Annotated in this window: 16 protein-coding genes; 12 read left to right on the forward strand and 4 right to left on the reverse strand. The window is 70.3% G+C overall.

From position 1 onward, the window contains the following. Positions 1 to 3 precede the first annotated feature (3 nt). Positions 4 to 1314 carry an NsdA family TPR-like regulatory protein gene (locus tag APR04_RS08475; RefSeq protein WP_253869292.1) on the forward strand — a complete coding sequence of 437 codons (1311 nt, stop codon included), beginning with the start codon at positions 4 to 6 and terminating at the stop codon, positions 1312 to 1314. Here the strand turns inward: APR04_RS08475 and APR04_RS08480 are convergent. The 4 genes from APR04_RS08480 to APR04_RS08495 form a co-directional block, all read right to left on the reverse strand. After that, positions 1298 to 2119 (reverse strand): alpha/beta hydrolase, encoded by an 822-nt coding sequence (locus APR04_RS08480; RefSeq protein ID WP_253869293.1) that lies wholly within the window; start codon positions 2117 to 2119, stop codon positions 1298 to 1300. The two genes, APR04_RS08475 and APR04_RS08480, sit on opposite strands and share 17 nt — an antisense overlap. A gap of 97 nt (positions 2120 to 2216) precedes the next feature. Continuing rightward, complete coding sequence (gene mobF / locus APR04_RS08485) at positions 2217 to 7553, reverse strand: MobF family relaxase (RefSeq protein ID WP_253869294.1); 5337 nt, start codon at positions 7551 to 7553, stop codon at positions 2217 to 2219. Between the two features lie 397 nt (positions 7554 to 7950). Continuing rightward, complete coding sequence (locus tag APR04_RS08490; RefSeq protein WP_253869295.1) at positions 7951 to 9663, reverse strand: ParB/RepB/Spo0J family partition protein; 1713 nt, start codon at positions 9661 to 9663, stop codon at positions 7951 to 7953. Positions 9664 to 9796: 133 nt separating this feature from the next. Beyond that, the gene (locus APR04_RS08495; RefSeq protein WP_253869296.1) at positions 9797 to 10201 is read right to left on the reverse strand and encodes a helix-turn-helix domain-containing protein; all 405 of its coding nucleotides are present in this window, start codon (positions 10199 to 10201) and stop codon (positions 9797 to 9799) included. A gap of 614 nt (positions 10202 to 10815) precedes the next feature. Here APR04_RS08495 and APR04_RS08500 point away from each other — a divergent pair. The 11 genes from APR04_RS08500 to APR04_RS08550 all read left to right on the forward strand — a co-directional run bounded on the left by APR04_RS08500 (position 10816) and on the right by APR04_RS08550 (position 22702). Continuing rightward, positions 10816 to 11436, forward strand: coding sequence for a hypothetical protein (locus APR04_RS08500; protein ID WP_253869297.1), 621 nt, complete (start codon positions 10816 to 10818; stop codon positions 11434 to 11436). A 482-nt stretch (positions 11437 to 11918) separates the two neighbouring features. Continuing rightward, entirely contained in the window at positions 11919 to 12389 is a 471-nt protein-coding gene (locus APR04_RS08505) for a hypothetical protein (RefSeq protein WP_253869298.1), read from the forward strand. Positions 12390 to 12434: 45 nt separating this feature from the next. Continuing rightward, on the forward strand, positions 12435 to 13205 hold the full coding sequence (locus APR04_RS08510; RefSeq protein ID WP_253869299.1) for an SAF domain-containing protein: 771 nt from the start codon (positions 12435 to 12437) through the stop codon (positions 13203 to 13205). Continuing rightward, entirely contained in the window at positions 13205 to 14026 is an 822-nt protein-coding gene (locus APR04_RS08515; protein ID WP_253869300.1) for a CpaE/TadZ family protein, read from the forward strand. Before APR04_RS08510 ends, APR04_RS08515 begins: the two co-directional genes overlap by 1 nt. After that, entirely contained in the window at positions 14023 to 15615 is a 1593-nt protein-coding gene (locus tag APR04_RS08520; RefSeq protein WP_253869301.1) for a TadA family conjugal transfer-associated ATPase, read from the forward strand. Before APR04_RS08515 ends, APR04_RS08520 begins: the two co-directional genes overlap by 4 nt. Further along, positions 15612 to 16517: a type II secretion system F family protein gene (locus APR04_RS08525; protein ID WP_253869302.1), complete on the forward strand. Its 906-nt coding sequence runs from the start codon at positions 15612 to 15614 to the stop codon at positions 16515 to 16517. Before APR04_RS08520 ends, APR04_RS08525 begins: the two co-directional genes overlap by 4 nt. Then, a complete protein-coding gene (locus tag APR04_RS08530) occupies positions 16514 to 17419 on the forward strand; it encodes a type II secretion system F family protein (RefSeq protein ID WP_253869303.1) in 906 nt (301 codons plus the stop codon). Before APR04_RS08525 ends, APR04_RS08530 begins: the two co-directional genes overlap by 4 nt. Positions 17420 to 17458: 39 nt before the next feature. Beyond that, positions 17459 to 18004: a TadE/TadG family type IV pilus assembly protein gene (locus APR04_RS08535; protein WP_253869304.1), complete on the forward strand. Its 546-nt coding sequence runs from the start codon at positions 17459 to 17461 to the stop codon at positions 18002 to 18004. Further along, positions 18001 to 18516 (forward strand): TadE/TadG family type IV pilus assembly protein, encoded by a 516-nt coding sequence (locus APR04_RS08540; RefSeq protein ID WP_253869305.1) that lies wholly within the window; start codon positions 18001 to 18003, stop codon positions 18514 to 18516. Before APR04_RS08535 ends, APR04_RS08540 begins: the two co-directional genes overlap by 4 nt. Continuing rightward, entirely contained in the window at positions 18513 to 18986 is a 474-nt protein-coding gene (locus APR04_RS08545) for a pilus assembly protein TadG-related protein (protein ID WP_253869306.1), read from the forward strand. The genes APR04_RS08540 and APR04_RS08545 overlap by 4 nt, the downstream gene beginning before the upstream one ends. After that, positions 18983 to 22702 carry a LysM peptidoglycan-binding domain-containing protein gene (locus APR04_RS08550; protein WP_253869307.1) on the forward strand — a complete coding sequence of 1240 codons (3720 nt, stop codon included), beginning with the start codon at positions 18983 to 18985 and terminating at the stop codon, positions 22700 to 22702. The genes APR04_RS08545 and APR04_RS08550 overlap by 4 nt, the downstream gene beginning before the upstream one ends. The last annotated feature ends 32 nt before the right edge of the window (positions 22703 to 22734 follow it).

Consider the following 22734-nt stretch of genomic DNA (forward strand, 5'->3'; position numbering starts at 1 on the left):
CCGATGATGGCACGGAGCGGAAAGGCAGAACGCGAACAGGTGCGGCGTCGGCTGCAGGCCGAGCGCGTTCCGGTCGCGCAGATCGCTGTCGAGATGGAGCGACGCTTCGCTGCCCGGCCTCGAACCGCCTGGCGATATGCGCTGGGCTGGGACCAGTGGAAGACCGTCCAGGCATACCGGATCGCAAACGCAGCCGCGATCGACGAAACTCGCATCTCCAAGTGGGAGTCCTGGCCCCATGGCGGCACTCGACCCAGCCTGGAGAACCTCGCTGGGCTCGTCTTGGCCTTCGGCCACGGATGCACGGTGGCCGAACTCGTCGACGACGACGACCTGGAGCATCTCTCGCCCGCCGAGAGGAGGCTCGTGGGCACGCTGCAACCTACGCCAGAGCCAACAGCATCGATGGCGGACATGTCGCTGGAGTGGGCCGATCGGGTGCGGCTCGGGTTCTCCGATCCACGACGGTTCGCCGATGCCGGACTGATCGACGTCTTCAGACTCCAGCTCGAAACGGCCAAGGCGGTCGACGGTCGTTCAGGCGCTGCCGCCGCCCTGCCCACAACTCTCGGTGTCGTTGCGGGGCTACGGTCAGTGCTCCCCGACGTTCCTGGCCGCACGCAGGGCACAGCGTTCACGCTCGCCGCGGAAGCGGCCGAACTCGCGGGCTGGCTCTTCCGCGATCTGGCTGAAGGTGCCAAGGCCGCCTATTGGTACGACCAGGCCATGGAGTACGCGCAACTCTGCGAGGACGCAGGGATGCAGGGATACGTCCTGATGCGCAAGTCGCAGATGGCCTACGACGCCGGCGACGGTCACCGCGTCCTCGGGTTCGCGCGTGCTGCGCTGGGCGGACCATGGCAGCTGACCGCGCTGGGACAGGCTGAGGCGATCCTGCAGCGAGCGAAGGGGCAGCTGATGACCGATCAGCACGTCGACGTCGAAAATGCGATTGGGCGCGCCCGGGAGATGGCTCCCGATCACCAGGCCGTCCTGCACGTCCGTGAAGCGACGTGCTGGATCGAGGCGGGGCAACCCGAGCGGGCCGTGGAGCTCTACGACAGCGCCCTGAGCGCGCCCAGCCTGTCCACCCGCGACAGCGGGTTCTTCCGCGCGCGCAGATCAGTGGCTCTCGCCCGTGCCGGGCTGCCCAACGACGCTGCAACCACCGCGCTCGAGGCGCTGGACATTGCCGTGCACACAGGGTCGGGCCGAACACGTCGCGTAGTGAACGATGCGGCGACCGGTCTGCTGCGTTGGCGCTCTAGCCCTGCCGTCGAACAACTCAGTCACGCGCTCAGTTCGTCGCCGTGACCCACCTGGTGATGGTCTTGACCACGTCGGCCTGCCACGCCTGGCTCTGCGGATCGAGGTAGGTGGGATCGCCATCGACGGCAAACCCATGCTGGGCTCCCTCGATCTTCTCCAGCCGCGAGGCCGCGTTCAGCTGTGGCATCGCGGCGAGCGACGTATCGATCGGCACGAGGGTGTCCCCCGTCCCGTGAACGATGAGGGTCGGCGCCTCGATCTCACCAAGCACGGTGTGAGGCTGGAGCCAGAAGAGCTCGTTGTAGATCGCCCGCCCGTGCCGGAATGTCGGTGAGTGCTCGACGTAACCGCGTTCAGACAGCTCGCGACCCTTCTCCTCGCTGATCCGGTCGTTGTGCCAGTACGGGCGTGAGTCGATCGTCCGCTTCTTGTAGTCCAGCTGTGGGCACAGCATCACCAGCCGGTCGACCTCGTCGGAACGCTTGGCGGTGTAGTACCCGCAGATCCCGCCGCCAAAGCTCTGTCCGACCAGGCTTGTGCGCTCGACCCCAGTCCGCTCACGCAAGAGATCCAACGCGCAGCGAATGTCGTTGAGGACACCGCCGAGCGTCAGCTCTTCCTGCCGTCCGCCGGACTCCCCGTGCCCTCGGATGTCGAATCGCAGTGCGGCGACCCCTGAAGCTGCCAGACCGGCCGCCATGCGGTCGAAGAACCCCGCCTCGTGGCGAGTGACCCCGCCACCATGGACCTGAACGACGCCTACGCTAGGCACTTCTTCAGGAACAGCCAGATCGCCGACGAGCTCGGTCCCATCGAGGGACCGGAACCGAACAACGGACTCAGAGATCATTTAGGCTCCTCACCTGGAAAGGGTGCTGCCACAGGCTCCCAGACCTCTGGCGACGACGCCAGGCTCCCGTACTCGACCTCACAGCGAAGTTGCTGGGTTACCGGCCCCGGCCGCTCGCGCGGTCACGATCTCGCTCAGTGTGGTCCCGCCGGGCTTGTTCGTCGGCTTGCTGGCGTCGGCGCTCGTAGTCGCGGTGGGCTCGTGCGTCGGCCAGGACCACCGGGACGCGTTCCATCGGTCGAGGCCCCGATCGGGCCACCGGTCGGGGAGCGGTGTCCTCGGCGGCGGTGATGCTCGCCAGAGCACGGGCGGCGATGGCGTAGGCGTCGCCGCGCTCGCCCTCGAGCCCGCCCCGCCCCAGGGCGTTGGTGCGGTCGGTGACCTGGTAGCGGTCGCGGTAGGCGAGCACCTGTCGCATCGCCGCGGCCCACGTCCCGCGAGTCGGGCCAGCCGTGGGTGGTGGGGTGATGATCTCCATCCACAGCTGCGGGTTCGTCACGGCGTCCTCGACCAGGGCATCCAGTCGGGTGGCGATCAGGTCGGCGTGCCGGACCAGCCATGTTTGCACCAACGGGTCCGTCACCACGTGCTCCCGCCCGGGCACGGCAGCGTTGTCCACCGCCGCGACGGGGTCGATGTCTGGGCCCGTGTCCGCGGACACGCCGGCGGTGATGCGGTCGGTGAGGTGATCGACCATGACCCTCCGCACGGACCCGACGTCGAGCTGGGCGTGGGTGGCCGCGCCCGGGGAGTCGCCGACGATCTTCGCGACGTGAGCGACCAGGTCCCACCACTGGGTCAGCTCGACCCGGCCGTACAGGTAATCGACGAGGGCACGCAGCAGGGGGATCTGCCGGTCGAAGTGGTCCAGGGATCGGAGGTGCGCCAGGTTGGGTTCCATCGCGAACCACACCAACGGCACCGTCTCACCCAGCGCGGCGGCCAACACCTCGGGGGCTTCGAGGGCCGCTTGGGCGGGGTCGGTCCCGCCTGGCAGGTCCAGCGCCTGCACGTGGGCGGCCTCGTGCGCGGTGAGCAGGTCCCAGACGCGAGCGGCGGCGGTGCGGCCGGCGTTGTCCGGGTCCAGGGCCACGATCAGGTCACTTAGGTCACGGCCGGTGGCCTCGCGCAGTGCCTGGAGGTGCGCCTCGGTGACGCCAGTGCCGCCCGCTGCTATCGGCACGATCTCGATGCCCGTCCTCTCGGCGAGGTCGGATGCGGCCAGGTGTAGCGCCGCGTGGTCGGTGGGCCCCTCGACCAGGACCGGGCGTGCTCCCGCGGCCAGGCGGGCGATCGCGGTCGGGTCCAGGCCGAGCAGGAGCTCACCCTTGCGGTACGCGACCGTCTCGGGGGTGTTGAGGTACTTCGGTGTCCGCTCGTCGGCGGCGGTGGGGTTGATGCGGGCGGTGACGCCGACGACGGTCCCGGTCTGGTCGCGGTAGGGGAAGATGATCCGGTTGCGGAACTTGTCGATCAGGCGCCCGCCCCGGGTCCGGGTCGCTACCCCGGCGGTGACGAGCTGTTCGGGGGTGTACCCGAGGGTCTGCAGGTGGTCGGACAGTCCGGTCCAGGACGGGGGTGCGGTGCCCCATTCCGCGCCGGCCAGGCCTCGCCCGGTCATGTACCGGGTGGCCCAGGACTGGTGGGCGCTCTGCGCGGTCCACCAGGTCCAGGCATGGCCGGTGATCTCCACGACCAGTGCCCGCTCCCCCGCATCGACCGGCCGCGCTGCTTGCCCCGTCGGGTCCGCAGGCGCCATGCGAGCCACGTCGTCGGCCACAGTATCGGCCGCGGACTCCGGTCGCTCCGGGGCGTCATCGGGGTGAGTGTCGCGGGTCTGGTCGGTCTCAGCGGGTATGAACGGCCGAACGTCGTTCCAGGCCAGGTTCTCGGTCGTGCCTGGTGACGTCGTGATCCAGGCTGGCAGCCCCCGCTGGTCCAGGTCGCAGGGTCGGGGCAGGTCGACGCGGTGGTGCAGGACCTTCGCGATCGACCGCGCACCCTGGAACCCCTGCTGTGCCGCGCGGTGCACCACGGCCTGAACGTCGGCGCCCGCAGCCTCGTGCTGGGACAGGCGCTTGGCCAGCGCGGGCCACGCATCGTCGGCCAGCACCCGATCCGCCATGCGCTCGGGCAGGACAGCACGCAGGGCGTCGGCGAGCCGTCCGGTGCGGTCGGGCTCGAGGTAGGCGAAGTAGGCGTCCTCGTACTCCGGGACCAGGCGGGCCAGGGAGTGCGCGTAGCCCCACTCCGCCTCGATCACCGCAGACGCGGACTGCTCTTCGCCGTCGCGGTCCAGAACTGCCTTCAGGGCGTTCAGGACGGCGCGTTCCAGGTTGGGCTGGCGGTGGGGATCGAGGTCGAGGACGTCGTCGGTCTCCACGTACACCCGGTTCGAATACCGCCCGCGGGTGATCGCGGTGTAGAGCTCGTTGCGAGTCATGCCGACCCCGACCATCGCGTGCGCGGTGTCCACGGTGGTGCCCTGCTCACGATGGATCGTGGTCGCGTACCCCAGCTCGACATGCGCTGCGACGTAGTCGGCCGGGAGCACCACGGTGGCACCGGTTTCCAGGTGCCGGACCTGCAGGTCCCCGTTCTTGCCCCGGGCGTGAACGCGCCACAGGTGACCGTTCTTCACCCAGCCCCCGTCACCCCCATCGGCGTCGACGTCGTCGGCTTCCTCGGTGCGCAGGTACCGGTTGTTGAGGCGGGTCACGATGATGTCGCCGACTCCGGCGCGGGTGTCGTCGTGCAGGACCACGCCGTCTTCCTCGACCTCGCCACGGGTCACACGGTGTAGCCGTGCACGCACGGACAGCTCAGTGACCAGGGTGTTGGTCGCCGCCATCATCAGCGTGGAGAACCCCTGGTCGGAGTCGACCTGCCAGTTGGCGAACATCTGCTCCGCCATCGCCGCCGCCGACCCACCCTGCGTGCGGTTCCGCGTGACATAGAAATCCAGCCCGGCGTGGTTTCCCTCCCGGATCAGGAGGGATGCCTCGGCCTCGCCGTCTGTGTTGAACCGGTGGATCTGGGTCAGCTCGACCGCGCCGGCCTGGTCTGCGATCAACCGCAGGGCGCCACCGGCGGCGACGGCGCCGAGCTGGGCCGGGTCCCCGAGCAACCGGACGCTGCCCCCTGCGGCCTGGGCGATGGTCAGGACCTGGGATAGGGCGAGGGTGCCGGCCAGGCTGGCCTCGTCGATCAGCACCACAGTGCCAGGCTCGACCGTGAGGCGTTCGCGGAGCCGTTCGCCGCCGTGGCCGGCGTTGGCCAGGAGGAACATGTCCAGCGTCTCCGCCGTGATGTCCGAGTCGCCGAGGTCCGCGCTCAGGACCTCGGCGGCGGCGGCGGACGGCGCCAATGCGATCAGCCGGCCGCCAGCGTCGTCCACGGCCGCGGCGAAGGCGCGCATGGCGGTGGTCTTCCCGGTCCCGGCCGGGCCGATCCCCGCCGCTAACCGGGACCCGCTGGTCGCGAAGTGCGCCACCAGCTCCCGCTGACCCGCGTTCAACCCGTACCCGACCTCCGCCTCCACCCTCGCCACCGCCCGCCCCACCGTGCCCCGGTCCGTGATCAGACCCCCGCCGGCTCGGGCACCGGCCAGGAGATGGTCCTCGGCTTCGAGCACCGCCAGGGAGGTGTACCGGGTGGAGCCGTGCACGAAGTAGACGCTCTCGCCGTCCTTGCGGCGCATCACGTCCGGGGGCTCGTTCAGATCTGGCGGGGTGATCACCAGGCTCCCAGCCACCGCATGCCCCGCGATCGTCGCGGACAGCGCGAGCAAGTCAGTTCCCGAGGGGGCGTACTCGCGGGCCAGGCGGGTGGCTTCGGCCTGCAGGTGATACGTCGACCAGGTCGCGCGCTTGTCCGCGACACCAGACAGGCAGGCGTCAACCAGGTCACCGTCGGCCAGCACCTGTGTGGCCAGGTCCGCGAACACCGCCTGCCGCCCAGCAGCCGTGCGCCAGCGCAGGGAGCGGAACACCTGTGCCCTCGGCCAGGTGTGCGCGAGACGCTCCACCGCTGCGGTGACGTCTTGGGCCGTCCACCGCATGACGCCGCGGCCGGCGAGGTCTTGGGCGACGGCGGGCCACAGGTCCTCTAGCTCGTCGACCACCACCCGGCCCGCGCCAGGCCGGGGGTGCAACGTGCCGGCGAGCATCCGCGCGACGGCGCTGCTGCTGCCCAGGATCGTGGTGGCGACCTGGTGCCACTGCGGGAGACGGTCACGCAGACCGACCGGGATGCCCTTGGCCTGGCGGGTGTCGAGGTTGGCCTGCTGCGCCAACGCGTACGCGACCTTCGACGCGGGCTCGTGCCCGTACTTCGCCCGGTACTCGGCCCGCAGGTTCTCGTAGGACTCCTGGATCGCCGCACGCCGCCGCGAGAACGCGTCGCGGAGCTTCTTCGGGACGCCGACGATCTCCCGCACACCCTGCTTGCCCCGCCCGCGGGCCTCGGTGTGGAACGCGACGCCAAGACGCTCGACCAGGAGCTGCTCGATTCTGGTGTTGTACCGCTCGGACGCGGCGACGCCCAAGTTGAGCAGGACGCGCCCGTCCAGCGCACGCCACGTCCCGTCGACCCCGCGGACCTTGGCAGAGACCGCGACATGGGTGTGCAGGTTCGGGTCCCCGGCGCGGGAGTCCAGGTGGTCGAACGCGACGGCCGTGAGGCCGTGGGTGTCGATCTGCCGCACACCACCCGCACCCTCCCGAGTCAACGCACCCTCGACCTCGATCCACGCCAGCGTGTCCTGCCACGCGTCGGTGTGCGCCTTCGTGATCGCATCCCGCGTGTCCGGATCCCCCAGCCCCCACAGGACGCTGATCGACTTCGATGGTGTGAAGACCAGGTCATACCCCGCCACGGCACGCCGCGGCTGCTGCCCGCGCTTGGCCAGCCACAGCGTTACGTCCGCCTCCGTGACCGGCCCGCCGGAGCCGTTGCTCTTCCCGTTCCGCTCCTGCTGCGCGAGGGTGCGCGCGACGTTCCACCGGATCAGGTCCCGCTCGATCCCCGCCTCCGGCGGCCGGTCGTTCTCCTGCGCGAACTGTGCGAACGCTGCCTCCAGCGCGGTCCTGAACCCGTCGTCGGGTCGGGGCTCGTAGGTCGGGAACGCGCGCCCGATCCAGCCCGCACGCTCCGCGTCGTGCTTCGTCGCGCCGCGGGCCAGGGCCTCCACCTCCAGCCGGTCAGCGTCAGGATGGCGGCCGAGCCCGTAGAGGGACTTCATCTGCTTCTCCATCACCTGACCGGAGACCCCGAGCTGGTCCAGACCGGTCCCGACCCACCGGCCGGGCGGGTTGCCGTGCTGCATGTAGTAGTCCGTCAACGACATCCCCCGCTCACGCGGGACATCCCCCGAAGCGACCTGCTGGGTCAGGTACGTGTAGCCACTTCCAGCGCTCAGCACGTGGACCGTCATCAAGTCCCCCACCCCCTCCAGGTCTCCGGAGCGTGTCAACTTAGAGTTGATTCGCGGTACCGCTCACAGCTTGTGCAAGAGGTGTGTCTCCTTCGCCAAGGGAGGACCGGGGGCCGGCTGCGCGGCGCCGGGTCCGGGTCGGTCGCGTCGGCGAGACGCGGCGAGCACGGGCGGTGCGCGGCGGGTAGGTCGGTCGTGCTGGTGCGGCGGCGTCGGACGTAACGCGAGCAGGCGACGGGGAACTGACTGGGTGAGCCGGGGGCGGGAAGAGACGCGGGGTTTGGTCCCCCCAGCGAGCCGCGACCGCCCTCCCCCTGGGCATACAAAGAGGTCGCCACCCCCGGAACGGGGATGGCGACCTCTCGGCGCTGGTACTACGCGGCGAGCGCTACCGGGCTCAGGCCTTGACGGGCTGCGGCGCGCTGGCTGCCTTCTCGGCCTGCGGCTTCACCGGCTGCCGCTTCCCGGGCTCCGGCTTGGCTCCCGTGGTGTTGCCTGCAGTCTGTGGCTTGCCCTTGGTCGGGTTGGGCGCGGGCTGTCCCTTGGCCGGAGCGGCGTTGGTGCTGTCGACTCCGGTCTTGGCGGGCTGCTCGTCCCGGTCGGTTGCCGGGCTGGTGGTCTTGACCGTGTTGGCGACCTTGGCCTCCGGCTGCTGCGGGGAGGCCGTCGACGTCAAGGCATCCGCCTTCTTCTCGGTGCACGCCGTCGAGTTCTCCTGGGGGCCGCGTGCGATCTGCTCGACGTCCGACAGGTTGTACCCCCACGCCTCCAGAGCGCGCAGGTAGCGAGACTCGCTGCCGGACCGGCGCCAGGTGTGCAGGCCGGTGCGTTCCTCGATCGCTGCCAGTGCCAGGACGAGCGCGATGTGCAAGGCGCGTGCCGAGGTCGCCTTGGCGATCAGGTCGCTCAGCGCCTGCCTGCTGCCCCAGCCGCCGGTCGTCCTCAGACCGAGCCACTCGCACGCCAGACCGTGAGCGCCCAGGCTGGCCTTTTCGATGCTGTGCGTGTCAGCCGTCAGCGACCCGGCGAGGAAGTTGGCCGCATCCTTCGGGGCGGTCTTGCGCTTGGCGAACTGCGCCAGCCACTCGCGACGGACGGTCTCGGCGGACTTCCAGGCCTTGTTGTTCGTGATCACCTCGGCCCGTTCGGCGCGGGCGGTCTCCTTTTCCTGCTCGGTGCGGGTGTCGTTGGCCTTGGCGTGGTTCAGCTTGTGCCCAGCGGCCTTGTAGTTCAAGCACACGTGCCGGGTGTAGATGTCACCGTTGTGGGACGTGCCGATGTAGGCGGCGCGCTGCGGGCAGATCGCGTGTGCCTCGGGGGTCACGGTCTTGCCCTCGCCGGACTGCAGCTGCTGCAGTTCCTGGGCTGCCTTGTTGTCCTTCACCTCGGCGTTCCAGTTGGTGACCTGCTTGATCCCGGCGTCGGCCAGGGCCTTGGTCGCCTCGGCCAGCCGGGCGGCGGCGTCGCGGCCGTCGCGCCGCTGCTGGGCGGCGTGCGCGAACCGGTCAGGGCTCTTCATCGCGATCTCGGTCAGCGCCTCGACAGCCTCGGTGTCGTTCTCGAACTCGGCCAGGACCGCCGCCTGGTCCAGGGTGAGGTCGTACTTGGCCTGCACCGCCTTGGCCTTCTTCGTCTTGGCGACCGTGAGCGCGGCCTTCACGTCGCTCGTGCTGTGCCCGGTCGTGTTGGCGATCTCCACGACAGAAACGCCGAGCAGGGACATCTGCTCGAACGCCGCCACGTAGTCGGCGTGCCGCAGACCCTGCCGGTCGTCGTTCTCCGCCACCTGCTCGCGCAGGCGACGGATCTGGTCCTCGTCGCCCTGGACGATCATCGCCGGGATCGCCTCCAGACCGACCTCCACGGCAGCCAGCGTGCGGCGCTGCCCGGCACGGACCCGCAGGCCCTGCTCGGTGCGCTGGACCAAGATCGGTGACAGCACCCCGTTGTCCCGGATGCTCTTGAGGAACCGGGGCGTGAGGTTCGCCTCGGCGCGCACGTTGGTCTCGACCAACAGCGTGCGGGGGTCGAGGAGGCCAAATTCGACCTTGGCGTCAGGGGTGTTTCCAGCCCGCTTTTCGACGTTCTTGTTCTCTAGCGTTACAGACATGGTCGGCTCCTTCTGCCGTCCTGACCTGGGGCTATTCCCCGGGCCGGTACCACAATTCTATGTGATCAAAGACGCTTCATCCACTCGAAACGGCCCCTTTCCGTGCATTACTTTCCCTGTATGGTTTTCTTGTTCATGGTTCATGGTTCATGGCATCGAGCTCGGCACGGGTGCCGATCCGCGTTCCAGGAACCTGGGCTGCCGCTCGCGTCGCAACGACACGCCACCACCGGCGACCGAGCCGTGCAACGTCGTCAGCCCGGGCCTGCTCATCCTCCCGGTAGACCATGGCCTGCGACTGCGACATCTCGCGGAGGTCGGCCACTAGCTGCTCCACCGTCCGACCCGTGAGTGCTTCCAGCTCACCGATCTCCTCTCGGACCCTGAACGGGACGAACGTCTTACCGCGTTCCCAGTCGCGCACGGTAGCGGCGTCGTTCCCGATCAGACGCGCAAGGTCGACCCGTTCCAGGCCCAGTGCCTCTCGCGCGCACTGCACCTCGCTACCGGTCATCCTCTGCATCGGCTCGTTGCCCACGTCACTCCCCTTCCGAATCCGTCGCTCACGACTGTCCGCCGCCGAACACATCACCGCTGAGGGCCGCCAAGCGGGAGGTGTCGATGTTAGTTCGAACCCTCGTCTCGTGGCGGCGGGATCCCGAACGAGCACCCGTCCTGGCACCAAGCGTGCACTGACCGCTTGACAACACCGCCCCATGATTTCGCATGCTGAATTCACCGCACACCGCCATGAATCATGCCCGCACACCTTTGATGTGCGGGCATTTGGACAATTGTCCAAATAGGCGCCGGGCATCCGCAACCCCACACCTATCATCGCTGAGCACGAGTTGGTGTGCGCATGCTGACCTGCGGCGACACTGCCGCACACCATGGTGTGCGAACCGATTGGTGTGCGCAGAAGGTGCGCCCACCTGCCACCTTTCGAGCGTGACAACCACGACGAAATCCACACCCGAGTCCTCATCCTCGTGTTTCACGCGCGTAACGGACGCGCGGTTTACCTTGCAGAACCGCGCCCGATCGGCGGTAATGGTTTCCCCCGGTCCTTACCCGTGCGACATTCACGACCTCGTCGAACACCACCGCGCACCGTCCCAGCGGTACGCAGAGGGAGGCAGGCTCCCCAGCATGCGCACCGCACACCCCGTTCTCGCGGCGGCACTTCTGCTCGCACTAACCGCCGGATGCACAACGAGCACCGACCCCAACTCGCCGCCAACAACCACCTCCGCGACGACGCCGTCGCAGTCGGTCTCGGCGTCGCCCTCCCCCACCCCGACCGATCCGAGAGCGCTCGCACGAAGGCACGCCGAGGAAGTCACACGCGAGTACTACGCTCTGGCCGACCAGCTCGGCTCCGACCCGACAGCACCGCTGACCAAACTTGAGCGCGTCGCCGTGAGCGTCGAGCTCGAGGTGCGACGAGCGGACCTCGAACAATGGCGCAAGGCAGAATGGCGTAAGACTGGGCAGACCCGGATCGCCGATCTGGTGGTGCAGTCCGTGACCCTGGACAACTCCGACCCGAAGGCGGGCCTGGTTCCCACTGTCCAGGTGGACGTTTGCTACGACGTCAGCGACGTCGACATCCTCGACGCTTCTGGGACATCTGTGGTCAGCCCCGACCGGGATGACAGGGCATGGGAGCGCCTCCAAGTTGCCAACTACGACTATGACGCTAACCCGTCCGGCGGATGGCGGGTCGCCGCGCTAGAAACGCTGGAGAAGGCGCCGTGCGCCAGCTCATGATCGCCGCACTCGCCGCTGCTCTGATGCTGCCCTGGGCGGGTCCCGCATCCGGAACCGAACCGCATTGCCAGATCAGTCGCGATACGGGCAAGTGTCTGATCACTGCGATCGATCCGGGTACGCCTGCGCTACCTGACCGCTTCCCGCACGATGCCACGCGACCAGCCTCCGATACGAAACCCGCCGATGATTCGGGGCCAGGCTCACCTTGCATCTGGAAGGCCGAAGCGTCGTACTCCGCCAGCAACTCCTCTCCCGTTCCATGCACCTCGGAGCACGGGATCTGGAGCAACCAGTCGAACTGCTACATCGGTACCACGCCCGTAGATCCTCAGCCACCAGCCACTGCACCAGAGTGGCAAGGCCATCCTTCGGGTGAGGGTGCAATCTATGGCTGCTACAACGTCGCAGGCGGCTTGCGCGGCGCGATCTGGTTAGCCGATCCACCGAACGCAGCCGATGCCGGCCCTGCGCCGGGTGAGGTGGCGCAGATCGCTGTGGAGCGGATGGGCCTGCGCGCCATCGAGATCGGGATGTCTCCGTCGCCGAACGGCGCGGGAGTCGTGGGTCAGCCGACTTGGTTGTGGGTCCAGGATCCCGGTGAGCGAACGACCGGGCCGATCACGCGGACGGCGTCGGCGGGGTCGGTGACGGTGACCGCGACGGCGCGGTTGGAGCGGATCGTGTGGGACATGGGCGACGGTGCCCAGGTGGTGTGCACGGGCACAGGCACGCCGTACACAGCAGATCGTGGCCGGTCGGCGTCCCCGGACTGCGGGCACACCTATACCCGTGAGTCCGGGTACGAGCCCGGGCAGCGCTACACGGTCACCGCGACCAGCGAGTGGGTCGTGGAGTGGAGAGGCGCTGGACAGACCGGGTCCCTGGACCTGGATGGGCTCGCGCGCAACGTTCAGGTCTCAGTAGGCGAAGCACAGGTGCTCGTGAACTGACCGGCTGGCAGGCAGGTAGATCGGGCGATCAAGGGGGTAGTGGAGATGACGAGCACGACCACGCAAGGACCGACCGCGCCCGGGGCGCCGCCGGTGGAAGCCCGGCTCGCGCCGCCGAAGCTGAAGCGGCAGCCCGTGCTCGCGGTGGTGATGATCGCAGCTGTCGGTATCGGCGTCCTGGGCGCGGTGCTGCTGTGGGCGACGTTGACCGATACCCGCACGGTGCTGGTGGCCCGCGACACGATCGTGCGCGGAACGGTGATCCAGGCCGAGGACCTGACCGAGGCGCAGGTCGGGGCCGACGTCTCGCTGGATCTCCTGGGTGCTGGGGCGCGGGGCGAGGTGGTCGGGCAGCGTGCCGCCTGGGATGTCGCGGCCGGTGCCGCACTCACCACTGGTGTCGCGACCGAGGAACTGGTTCCGCCGTCGGGCATGTCCGTGCTCGGGATCGTGCTCCCGCCGCCGGCCTCACCGGGTCTCGCCCTGTTGCCTGGGGACCGGGTGCGCGCGGTGGTCACTGCGGCCGATCCTGCCAGTGAGCAGGCTCCGACGTTCCACGCGGCCGAGGTGGTCGCGGTCAACCCGCCGGCCCCGGACGGGCAGACCGTCGTCGACGTCCTGGTCTCGCACGAGGAGGCGATCACGCTGGCCGCTGAGGCGGCTGCCGGGAAGGTCACGCTCGTGCTGGACTCCCGCGAGCTGAACGAGGAGACCGGCGCGACGGACGACACCGCCCAGGAAACTGGCGAAGCACCGGGCGAGTCGCCCGAGAGTCCTGTTGAGCCCAGCGGCTCACCCACCGGTGGGAAGAACTGATGGCGGTCATCGCGTTGTGCTCCGCGTCCGGGTCACCGGGAGTGACTACGACGGCGCTCGGGCTGGCCCTGGCTTGGCCTCGTCCGGTGCTGCTGGTCGAAGCGGACCCGGTGGGCGGTTCGGCAATCCTGGCCGGGTGGTTCCAGGGCGCCCGAGACCACGACGCGGGTCTGCTGGACGTCGCGTTCGCCGCCGAACCCGTCGACGAGGTGCTAGGCCGCGTCGCGCTCGAGATCAGCGACCCGGTCCGGTTCGTGCCCGGCGCCCGGTCACACCTGCAGGCCCAGGAGCTGCGTGGCCTGTGGCGACCGTTGGCCGACGCGCTGGCGGACCTGGACGCCGTGGGGCAGGACGTGATCGTGGACGCCGGGCGCCTCGGGATGGCCGAGTCCCCGCAGGTGCTCTTAGAGCGGGCGGACCTGACCCTGCTGGTGACCCGGACCGATCTTCCGGCGGTGGCCGCTACCCGGTCACATGCCGACCTGGTCGTGCGCACCCGCCTGTGGCGACGTCCCGGCCTCCTCGTGGTGGGACCGGGCCGCCCCTACTCCGCGGGCGGGGCTGCGAAGTATCTCGGGCTGCCGCTGGCCGGGTCGGTCCCGTTCGAGCCAAGGGACGCGGCCGTGTATCACCAGGGCGCCCCACCGCGGCCCCGGTTCCACAAGGGAGCCTTCGCCCGATCCCTGCACACCATCGCGCGGGACCTGCACGCCCAGGTCGCCACCGAGCCGGGTCCGGCAACCGGCCGTGGACAGGTCGCAGTCACCAGCCCGCGGTCGGTCTGGGCTGCTGCGGCTGATCAGCGCCAGGAACTGTCGTGACCGCGGACCCTCGCACGCGCCCGGCACCGGAGACTGACCCTGCCGCGCTGCCCTATTTCACCGCCCCGGTGCCGCACGACTTGCCGCCCAACCGGCGTCGCCCGACCAACCCCTGGGTCGGCGCCGGGCAGCCCGAGACCGACGACGCGACCCGCGCTGACGTCCATGGCACGTGGTCCGGACCAGTCGCCGGCCACCGGCCTGGCGCCGTCCGCGACGGCACGGCCAGGGGCGTGCTGGACCGGTCGGTGCCGGTGGACTGGTCGATGGTGGCGAAGCTGCGCAAGCTGGTCTCTGACGAGCAGGGCGAGCGGTTCGCCCCTGGCACCGACGACCTGGTGCGGGAAGAGGCCGGCAAGGAGGCCATCAACCGGCTGGTGAAGCAGGCCTCTACTGACCGGCGTAACGACGGCAAGGCCGGGTTCACTACCGCGCAGCGTGAGGCGTTGAAGGAGGCGGTGTTCAACCGCTTGTTCCGGATGGGCCGGCTACAGCCGTTGCTGGACAACGACCAGGTCGAGAACATCGAGATCTACGGCCACCGCAACGTCCAGCTGCAGCTCGCCGACGGCACCTGGCTGACCGGCGAACCGGTCGCCGACTCCGACGACGAGCTGATCCGACTCGTGCAGGACATCGCCTCACGCACCACCTCTGGTTCCCGCCCGTTCTCCGAGCACAACCCGTACGTCGACATGCGCCTGCCCAACAGCGGTGCCCGCCTGGCTGCCAGCGCGTGGGTGACTGACCGGCCAGTGGTCGTGATCCGCCGCCACCGCCTAGTCCAGGTCACCCTGGACCACCTGGTGGAGCTGGGCATGCTGTCACCGGTAGCGGCCTCGTTCCTGGCCGCGGCGGTGAGGGCCCGCAAGTCGATCGTGGTCTCCGGAGCAGCCAGTGCGGGCAAGACGACCCTGACCCGGGCGTTGTGCGACCAGATCCCTGCCGGTGAGCGGATCGCGACGTTCGAGACCGAGTACGAGCTCGGGCTGCAGGACCTGCGACCGAACGTGATCGCGTGGGAGGCCCGGCCGGGGTCCGGCGAGGTCGGGCTGGACGGGCGGCAGGCCGGGGAGTCGACGATCAGCGAGGCGCTGCGGCGCTCCTTCCGGTACAACCGGTCGCGGCTGATCGTCGGCGAGGTCCGCGGTAGCGAGGTCTGGCCCATGATCAAGGCGATGGAATCCGGCACCGGGTCCGTGTCCACGACCCACGCCACCAGTGCGAGCGCGGCGATACGGAAGCTGGTGACCTGCGCGATGGAGGGCGAGGAGCAGGTCACCCATGAGCTGGCGACCTCCAAGCTTGCCTACGCGATCGACCTGATCGTGCACATCGACCTGTCCTACGACCCCACCAGGGAGGCAGCCCGCCGCCAGGTCGCTGAAATCATCGCCGTGGCACCGGGTGAGCGAGAGACGGGATATGCGGCCACGCCGATCTTCGCCCGCGGGCCCGACGGCGACGCGGTCCCGGCGTTCATGCCCGGCGAGTACCAGGAGCTGGAGGCCTACGGCTTCGACCGGCACGGCTTCACCCAGGAGTTGGCGGCGGGTCGTACCGGGACGAGTGCTGGGGTGCGGTCATGATCATCGCCGCCGTCTCGGGCGCTCTGATCGCCGGCGGCCTGGTCGGCCTGGTCTACGCCCTGACCCCCGCACCTCAGAAGCTGCCCGACACCGCCCGGCCACCGCACGCCGACCTGGTCCGGCGAGGCCGGGCCGCATTCGCGCGGATGCCGCGCCGCACCCGGATCCTGCTGGCGGTCGGGATCGGGGCCGGGCTGATCGCCTGGCTGATCACCGGGTGGCCCCTGCTGATGATCGTGGGACCGGTCACCACGGTCGGCGTCCCGGCCATGCTGTCCAACAGACCCCAGACCGAGCGGATCGCTCGCCTGGGTGCGCTTCAGGACTGGACCCGGTCGCTGGCCGGCTCCTTGGCGACCGGCAAGGGCCTGGAGGACGCCCTGATCCTGAGCGCCTGGACCGCCCCGGGCCCGATCGCACCCCAGGTCAAGACGCTGGCCGCGCGCCTGGAGTCCCGCTGGGAACCCAGGGCGGCCCTGCTGACGTTCGCCGACGAACTGGCCGACCCCACCGCGGACATGGTGGCGCAGTCCCTGGCCACCGCGGTGGAGCTGCGCGGGCCGGTAGCGACCGTGCTGGACGATCTGGCCGACGACGTCGCCGACCAGGTCCGCGCTCGCCGCGAGGTCGAGGCCAATCGCGCGACCTACCGCGCCACAGCGACCTGGCTGACCGTGATCAGCGTCGGAACCGTGGTCGTGATGCTCCTGAACGGGACCTACATCGAGCCCTACCGCACCCCCTTGGGCCAGCTGGTGTTCCTCACCCTGGCGAGCCTGTTCGCCCTGACCCTGTTCTGGTTCAACCGGATGTCCAACGGCACCGGCCCTACCCGCCTCTTCACACCCAGCAGCCCCGCACTCTTCGGGGGCACGGCAGCCGGTCCGGGCGGCCCGTCATGAGCGCGATGGTCTGGGCCGGCGTGACCGGCGGATCGCTCGCCCTGGCCCTGGCCCTGCTGGCGATGTGGCTCTGGCCCCGGCAGGTCGACCTGGCCGACGCGCTGACCCGCCTGGCACCCGCCACTCACCCCTCGCGCACGCGCCCGGCCGATGTGCCCTCGTCGGGCAGCACCGACCGGCTGGGCCGCTGGGCCCGCAACGCCCTGCCCGCACAGCTGTGGCTGCGCACACCCACCCGGGACCTGGCCCTGCTGGGGATTCCGCCCACCCGGTTCTACGGCGAACAGCTCGTGTGCGCAGCGATGGGCGTGGTCACCGCACCCCTGCTGACAGCGGGCCTGGGTGTCCTGGGGATCCAGGTGCCGTTCATGGTCCCCGCCCTCGGCGCCGTGCTGCTGGCCGTAGCGATGTTCCACATTCCGCACTACACCGTGGCCGACAAGGCCACCAAGGCCCGCACCGAGTTCCGCCGCGCCCTGTCCCTGTACACCAGCCAGCTCGCCCAGCGCCGCAAGAGCGGCTCCGGTGTCCCTGATGCCATCGAGAACGCCGCCGAGGGCACCAGCTCCTGGGCCCTGAACCGGATCGCCGCGACCCTGGCCCAGTCCCGGCTGTCCGGGGTACGGCCCTGGGAGGTCCTCAAGGACCTGGCCGACCAGATCGGTGTCACCGAGCTGCACGACCTGGCCGAGACCCTCGAGCAGTCCGGCACAGAGAACACCGCCATCTACGACAACCTCCGCAAGAGCGCCAAGGCGCAACGCAACGCCTTGCGCAACCAGGACCTCGCCGCCGCCAACGCCATCGCCGTGCGCATGAGCGCGTCGGGCGCCGTCATGGCCCTAACTTTTATCGCCCTGCTCCTGGCGCCCTCGGTCATGCGGCTGCTGACACCCGTGTGACACCTCACCACCAGACTCCTGACCGAGAAAGGCCACTGCGTGCCCGCTGCGACCGCTACACCGCGTGCCCCGGACCAGTGCCGCGCCCTGGCCCGGCCCGCACGCGCCGCCGCCGCAGGCGACACCGCGAGCAGCCGTAGCGCGACGGCGGGACGCAACCGAGCAGAGCGGTGGCCGGCTGGGCGTCGAGCGGCCGGGCGCGGGCAGGACGGGCAGGCGACGATCCAGACCGCGATCCTGCTGCCGCTGGTGCTGCTGCTGATCATCGCCTGCATCCAGGCGACCTTGTGGTTCGCCGGGCGCCAGGTCGCGATCGCGGCCGCCAGCGAAGGAGCACGCGTCACCGCAGCCGAAGGCGGCACCACCCAGACCGGGCAGGCCGCCGCAGCCCAATTCGCCGGCACCACCGGGCGCGGCTTCCTGCTCGTCCCGCACGTGAGCGTCTCCCGGACCGAGACCACCGCCACAGTCACCGTGACCGGGACCACCCAGTCCTTGGTGGGCGGCGCCGGCCTGAGCATCGCCCAGACCGCGACCATGCCCGTCGAACGGCTGACGGCTCCCGTCGACACGGGAGCACCATGACACGACCCACCACCCGAGCGACCCCGCTCACGAGCGCGCCACGTCGAGCGGGCTCGTTGCCTGCCCGATCTCGCCGTCCAGCCATCCGGCGGGTGCCGGATCAGCGGGAGGCAGGGATCGCGGCGATCGAGCTCGTCGTCACCATCCCGGTCATTGCACTGTTCGGCTGGGCAATCGTCGTGGGCGCCCTGTTCACACTGGCCCAGCTGTCCGTGCAGTCCGCTGCGGCCGACGCCGCACGGACCGCTTCTCTGGCCCGCACCGCCCCCGTAGCGCAGGCCGACGCGCATACCGCGGCGTCTATGACGCTCGCAAACCAGGACGTGAGCTGCGCGAGCACCGACGTCACCGTGGACACCGGCGGTCTCCAGGCCGCGCCCGGACAGGCGGCCACGGTCAGTGCCACCGTCACCTGCCACCTGGACCCCGCCCGGCTCGGCATACCCGCCGGACGCCCGATGACGATCCAGGCGTCCGTGTCGTCGCCCGTCGACACCTGGAGGTCCCGATGACCCCGCGCACCCCCACGACCGAGACCCGGCCAGGAGGCGAGGCGGGGTCGATGTTGCCGTTCCTGGTCGTCCTGGTGGGCACGCTGCTGGTGTGCGCAGCGTTCGTCGTCGAGTTCGGCGGGACCCTGCACGCGCAGCAGCGAGCCAACGACCTGGCCGCCCAGGCCGCCCGCACCGGAGGACAGCAGATCTCCCTCAGCTCGACCGGTACGGCGTCCGGTTCCCAGACCCTGACCGTCGATCCCTATGCCGCGCGCGCCGCCGCCCAGGCCTACCTGACCACCGCCGGAGTCTCGGGAACCGTCACCGTGGCCGACGCCCAGATCAACGTGACCGTCACAGACACCTACCAGTCCCCGATCCTCGGATCGATCACCGGGCCGAGGCAGGTGTCCGGCGACGCCACCGCACGCCTGGTGCGCACCCTGGCCGGAACCGAGCACCCGAACCAGCAGGGAGCACGCCCATGACAACCCCGTCCACCAGTCCACCAGCCCGGCCGGGCACCGCGCACCCCGGTGTGCGGCCCACGGCCGGTGACCGGTTGCGCGGCCTGGCGGCCACGGTCGGGCTGCTGCTCCTCGTGGTCGGGATCCCGGTCGTCCTGGAAATGGCGCGCCATCGCCTGCTGCCGCCGGGCTTCGGGTGGGACGACCTGGGACTGGTGCTGACCAGCCCCACCAGCACGACCCTGACGCTGATCGTGGTCGGTGCCGTGACCTGGGCCGCGTGGGCCTACCTCGCCCTGACCGTCGTCCTCGAGCTCGTCGTTCTCACCGGTCACCTCCGTCCGGTGCGCCTGTCCGGGCTGCCGCGCGGTCTGGCGCGGCGCCTGGTGACCACGGCTTCGCTGCTGTTCGTCGTGTCCGTCCCGCCGGCCCTGGCGAACGTGCCCGCCGATGCGGCGACGTCGCACACCACGGCCACCGCACCGCACACCACGACGCCGGCGAGCCCAGACCGGGCGAGCACGCCGCGATCCCCCGCGTACGCCGAGCACTCCTCGGACGAGGGCCCGTCGAAGCCCGGGCCTGCCCGGACGGTGTCGTACACAGTGGTCGAGGACGACAGTCTTTGGTCCATCGCCCAGGAGCACCTCGGGGACCCTCTACGGTTCACCGAGCTCCAGGACCTCAACGAGGCCGTCCTCGCCGGCAAACCGGGCTTCCTCCTGCCCGGAACCGTCCTGCAGCTGCCCGCAGCGGCCGAGACCACCGACGCTGATCGCGACGTGGAGCCCGCGAGCGAGACCGAGCCCGCGGCGCACCAGGGCCCCTCGCACGAGGACTCCGGATCGGCTACCTATGTGGTCCGCGGGGGCGACACCTTGTCGCAGGTCGCGCTCAACGAGCTCGGCAATGCTGACCGGTACACCGACATCGCGCGCGCCTCGAGCAACACCGTGCAGCCCGACGGGAACCGGCTGACGGACCCTGACCGCATCAAGCCCGGCTGGCGCCTCACCATCCCCGCCATCACCCCCGCCTCCCCCAAGACCGACACCGCCAAGGCGCGAGCAGACGCGGCGGCGGAGCCCGACACGCCAGGTGCTTCCGATACCGGCTACCCGGACGATGCCGCCCGCCCCGGCACACCCGGGACCAACGACGGTGAGGACGCTGGCTCCGACCAGGACGAGGACAAGCAACGGTCAGGCAGCGCCAACCCCGAGCGCTCCCCGGACGCCGGCGACCCGACTCCCGACAGGGCCGCCGCACACCAGGGTGTGCGCGACGGTGTGCGTACCCCGAGCCCGACCGGGCCTGCACCGCACACCGAGCCGGCCACGCCGCACACCAACCCCTGGGCGCCCGAACCGACGGCCACATCCGATCCGAAGCGCACACCGGAGCGCACCGAGGAGACGCAGGCTTCCGATCCCGCGCCGGTCGAGAACGGCCACACGGACGAGGCCGAGGTCGTGGGGCCGGCATGGCTGCTGCCGGGGCTGTCTGGGGCTGGGGCGATGCTCGCGGCCGGGCTCCTGGTCGCGGTACGTCGCCACCGCGCCGCCCAGTGGCGCTACCGGCGACCCGGCCACCGCATCACGCCCGCACCCGCACGCACCGTGCCGATCGAACGGACGATCCAGATCACCGGGCAGGCCTGGGTCGGCGACATCGACGCACTGGACCGGCTCCTGCGCGCCCTGGCCGGACCGCGCCTGGACGACTCGCCGGTCACCAGGCCCGCTCTGGTCGCTGTGGAACTCACCGGCACGGACGCCGTCGCACACCTGGCCGAGCCGATGGACCTGCCGCTGCCCTGGGTCGGGTCCGGCACCCGATGGTCCGCGCCGCTGTCGGCGGCACCGGCCGACACCGACGACCTGCTGGCGCCCTACCCGCTGCTGGTGACCGTCGGCATGGACCCCGCCGGTCACACCTGGCTGCTCGACCTCGAGCAAGCCCGGGCCGTGACCGTGACCGGCGACCCCGAATCCGTGGCCGCTTTCGGGAGGTACGTCACCGCCGAGCTCCTGCTGCACCCCTGGGCGGAGAACACCACCGTCCACGCACTGGCCACCGGCTGGCAGGTCACCGGACTGTCCGCCCTGGGCCACCACCACGACAGGGCGGACGACTACGACACGCTCGCGTGCGTGAGCGAGGTCGACGACACCGTCACCGATGCCCGGCAGAAGGCCCAGGGCAAGGGCGCTCAGGACCGGGACTGGTCCCACGCCCTCATCGCCGCCCCGAACATCGGCCCGACCACCCGATCTGCACTAGGCGAACTCGTCACTGAGCTGGTCGCTACAGCCGAGCGTGTCGGCGCCGTAGCCGTCGTCCTCGACCCCACCACCGATGCCCTGCCCGCGCAGGGCGAGCCGGCCGCACGGTCCGCCCGCGGCGGGCTGGTGCTCGATGTGACCGACGGGCGGCTGCGAGTGCCTGGGCTGGGCTGGGACCTGGCCGCGGTCGGACTCACCGACGAAGAGCTGGCCGCCTCGGTTGCCATCGTCGACGTGGCTCGCACCGCGACCGATCCTCCTTCCTCGCCCACCGCCAGCCCGATCGACCAGGCGGCATCCGCTCCCAGCCGCCCGGCATCGCCGATCCATGAAGAGCACGCCTCACCTGCTGCCGACCACACCGGTCCAGGGTCGGCCGAGCTCGTACCTGCGGAGCCGGCCCCGGGCGGGCCTGCTCCCGCCGATGCACGTCTGGGAGCGCAGCAGGCTGAGTCGCGTCCCGCTGACCCGCGGGAACCGGCCGGGCCGTGGTCGCTCCTGCCCGCACCGACCACGGACTACGTCGAGGCTGCCGCCACCACAGCCCAGGACGTCGCGGCCTTGGCACCGGTGGCGACGCCGGAGGTGGCCGGAGCGCTGCACGACGCAGACCCGGATCTGGACCAGGACGTCGCCGCGTGGTTCGACCCCGACCGGTACCGTCGCCCTCGACTGATGCTGCTGGGGCCGGTGACGGCGACCGCCTACGGCACGATCACCGAACAGGCGGCCCGGCTCAAAGCCCTCCACGTCGAGACGCTCGCCTACCTTGCCCTGCACCCGGTCGGTGTCACTGGTGCCCAGCTGGCCGAGGACTTCGCGATCAAGCCTGGCCGTGCCCGCTCACTGGTCACCGGGGTACGGGCCTGGCTCGGCACCGACCCGGTCACCGGCCGGCCCTGCGTCCCCGATGCGAAGCAGACCGCCGCCTTCGCGACGTCGGGCACGCCTGCCTACCAGGTCGACGGGCTGCTGGTCGATGTCGACCTGTTCCAGCGCCTGCACACCCGGGCACGGGCCCGCGGCGCCGACGGCATCGATGACCTGATCACCGCGCTCAAACTCGTGCGCGGGCGGCCGTTCGACAAGACCCGTACCCGCGGGTGGACCTGGCTGTTCGAGGGTGAACGCCTGGACCACACCATGGCCGCCATGATCGGCGACGTCGCCCACCTTCTGTGCACCCGGGCGATGGCCGAGGACGACATCGACCAGGCACGGTGGGCCGCACAGGTCGGCAGGCAGGCCAACCCCGACGACGAGACCGCACGCCTGGACGACATCACCATCCAATACATCACCGGGCACGCCGAACTCGCCCGCAAACGCCTGGCCGAGGAAATCTACGACCGCACCGACGACGAATGGCCGCCACCCGACCCACCCGAGCGGACCCGGGAGATCGCCGCCCGGCGCGGCATAGAGCCGCAACCAAAGCGACCACGGGGCTGATTTCGCGCATGCCACGGCCTGCCACCAGGGAG

The organism is Promicromonospora umidemergens (assembly GCF_024171995.1).
Taxonomy (GTDB): domain Bacteria; phylum Actinomycetota; class Actinomycetes; order Actinomycetales; family Cellulomonadaceae; genus Promicromonospora; species Promicromonospora umidemergens.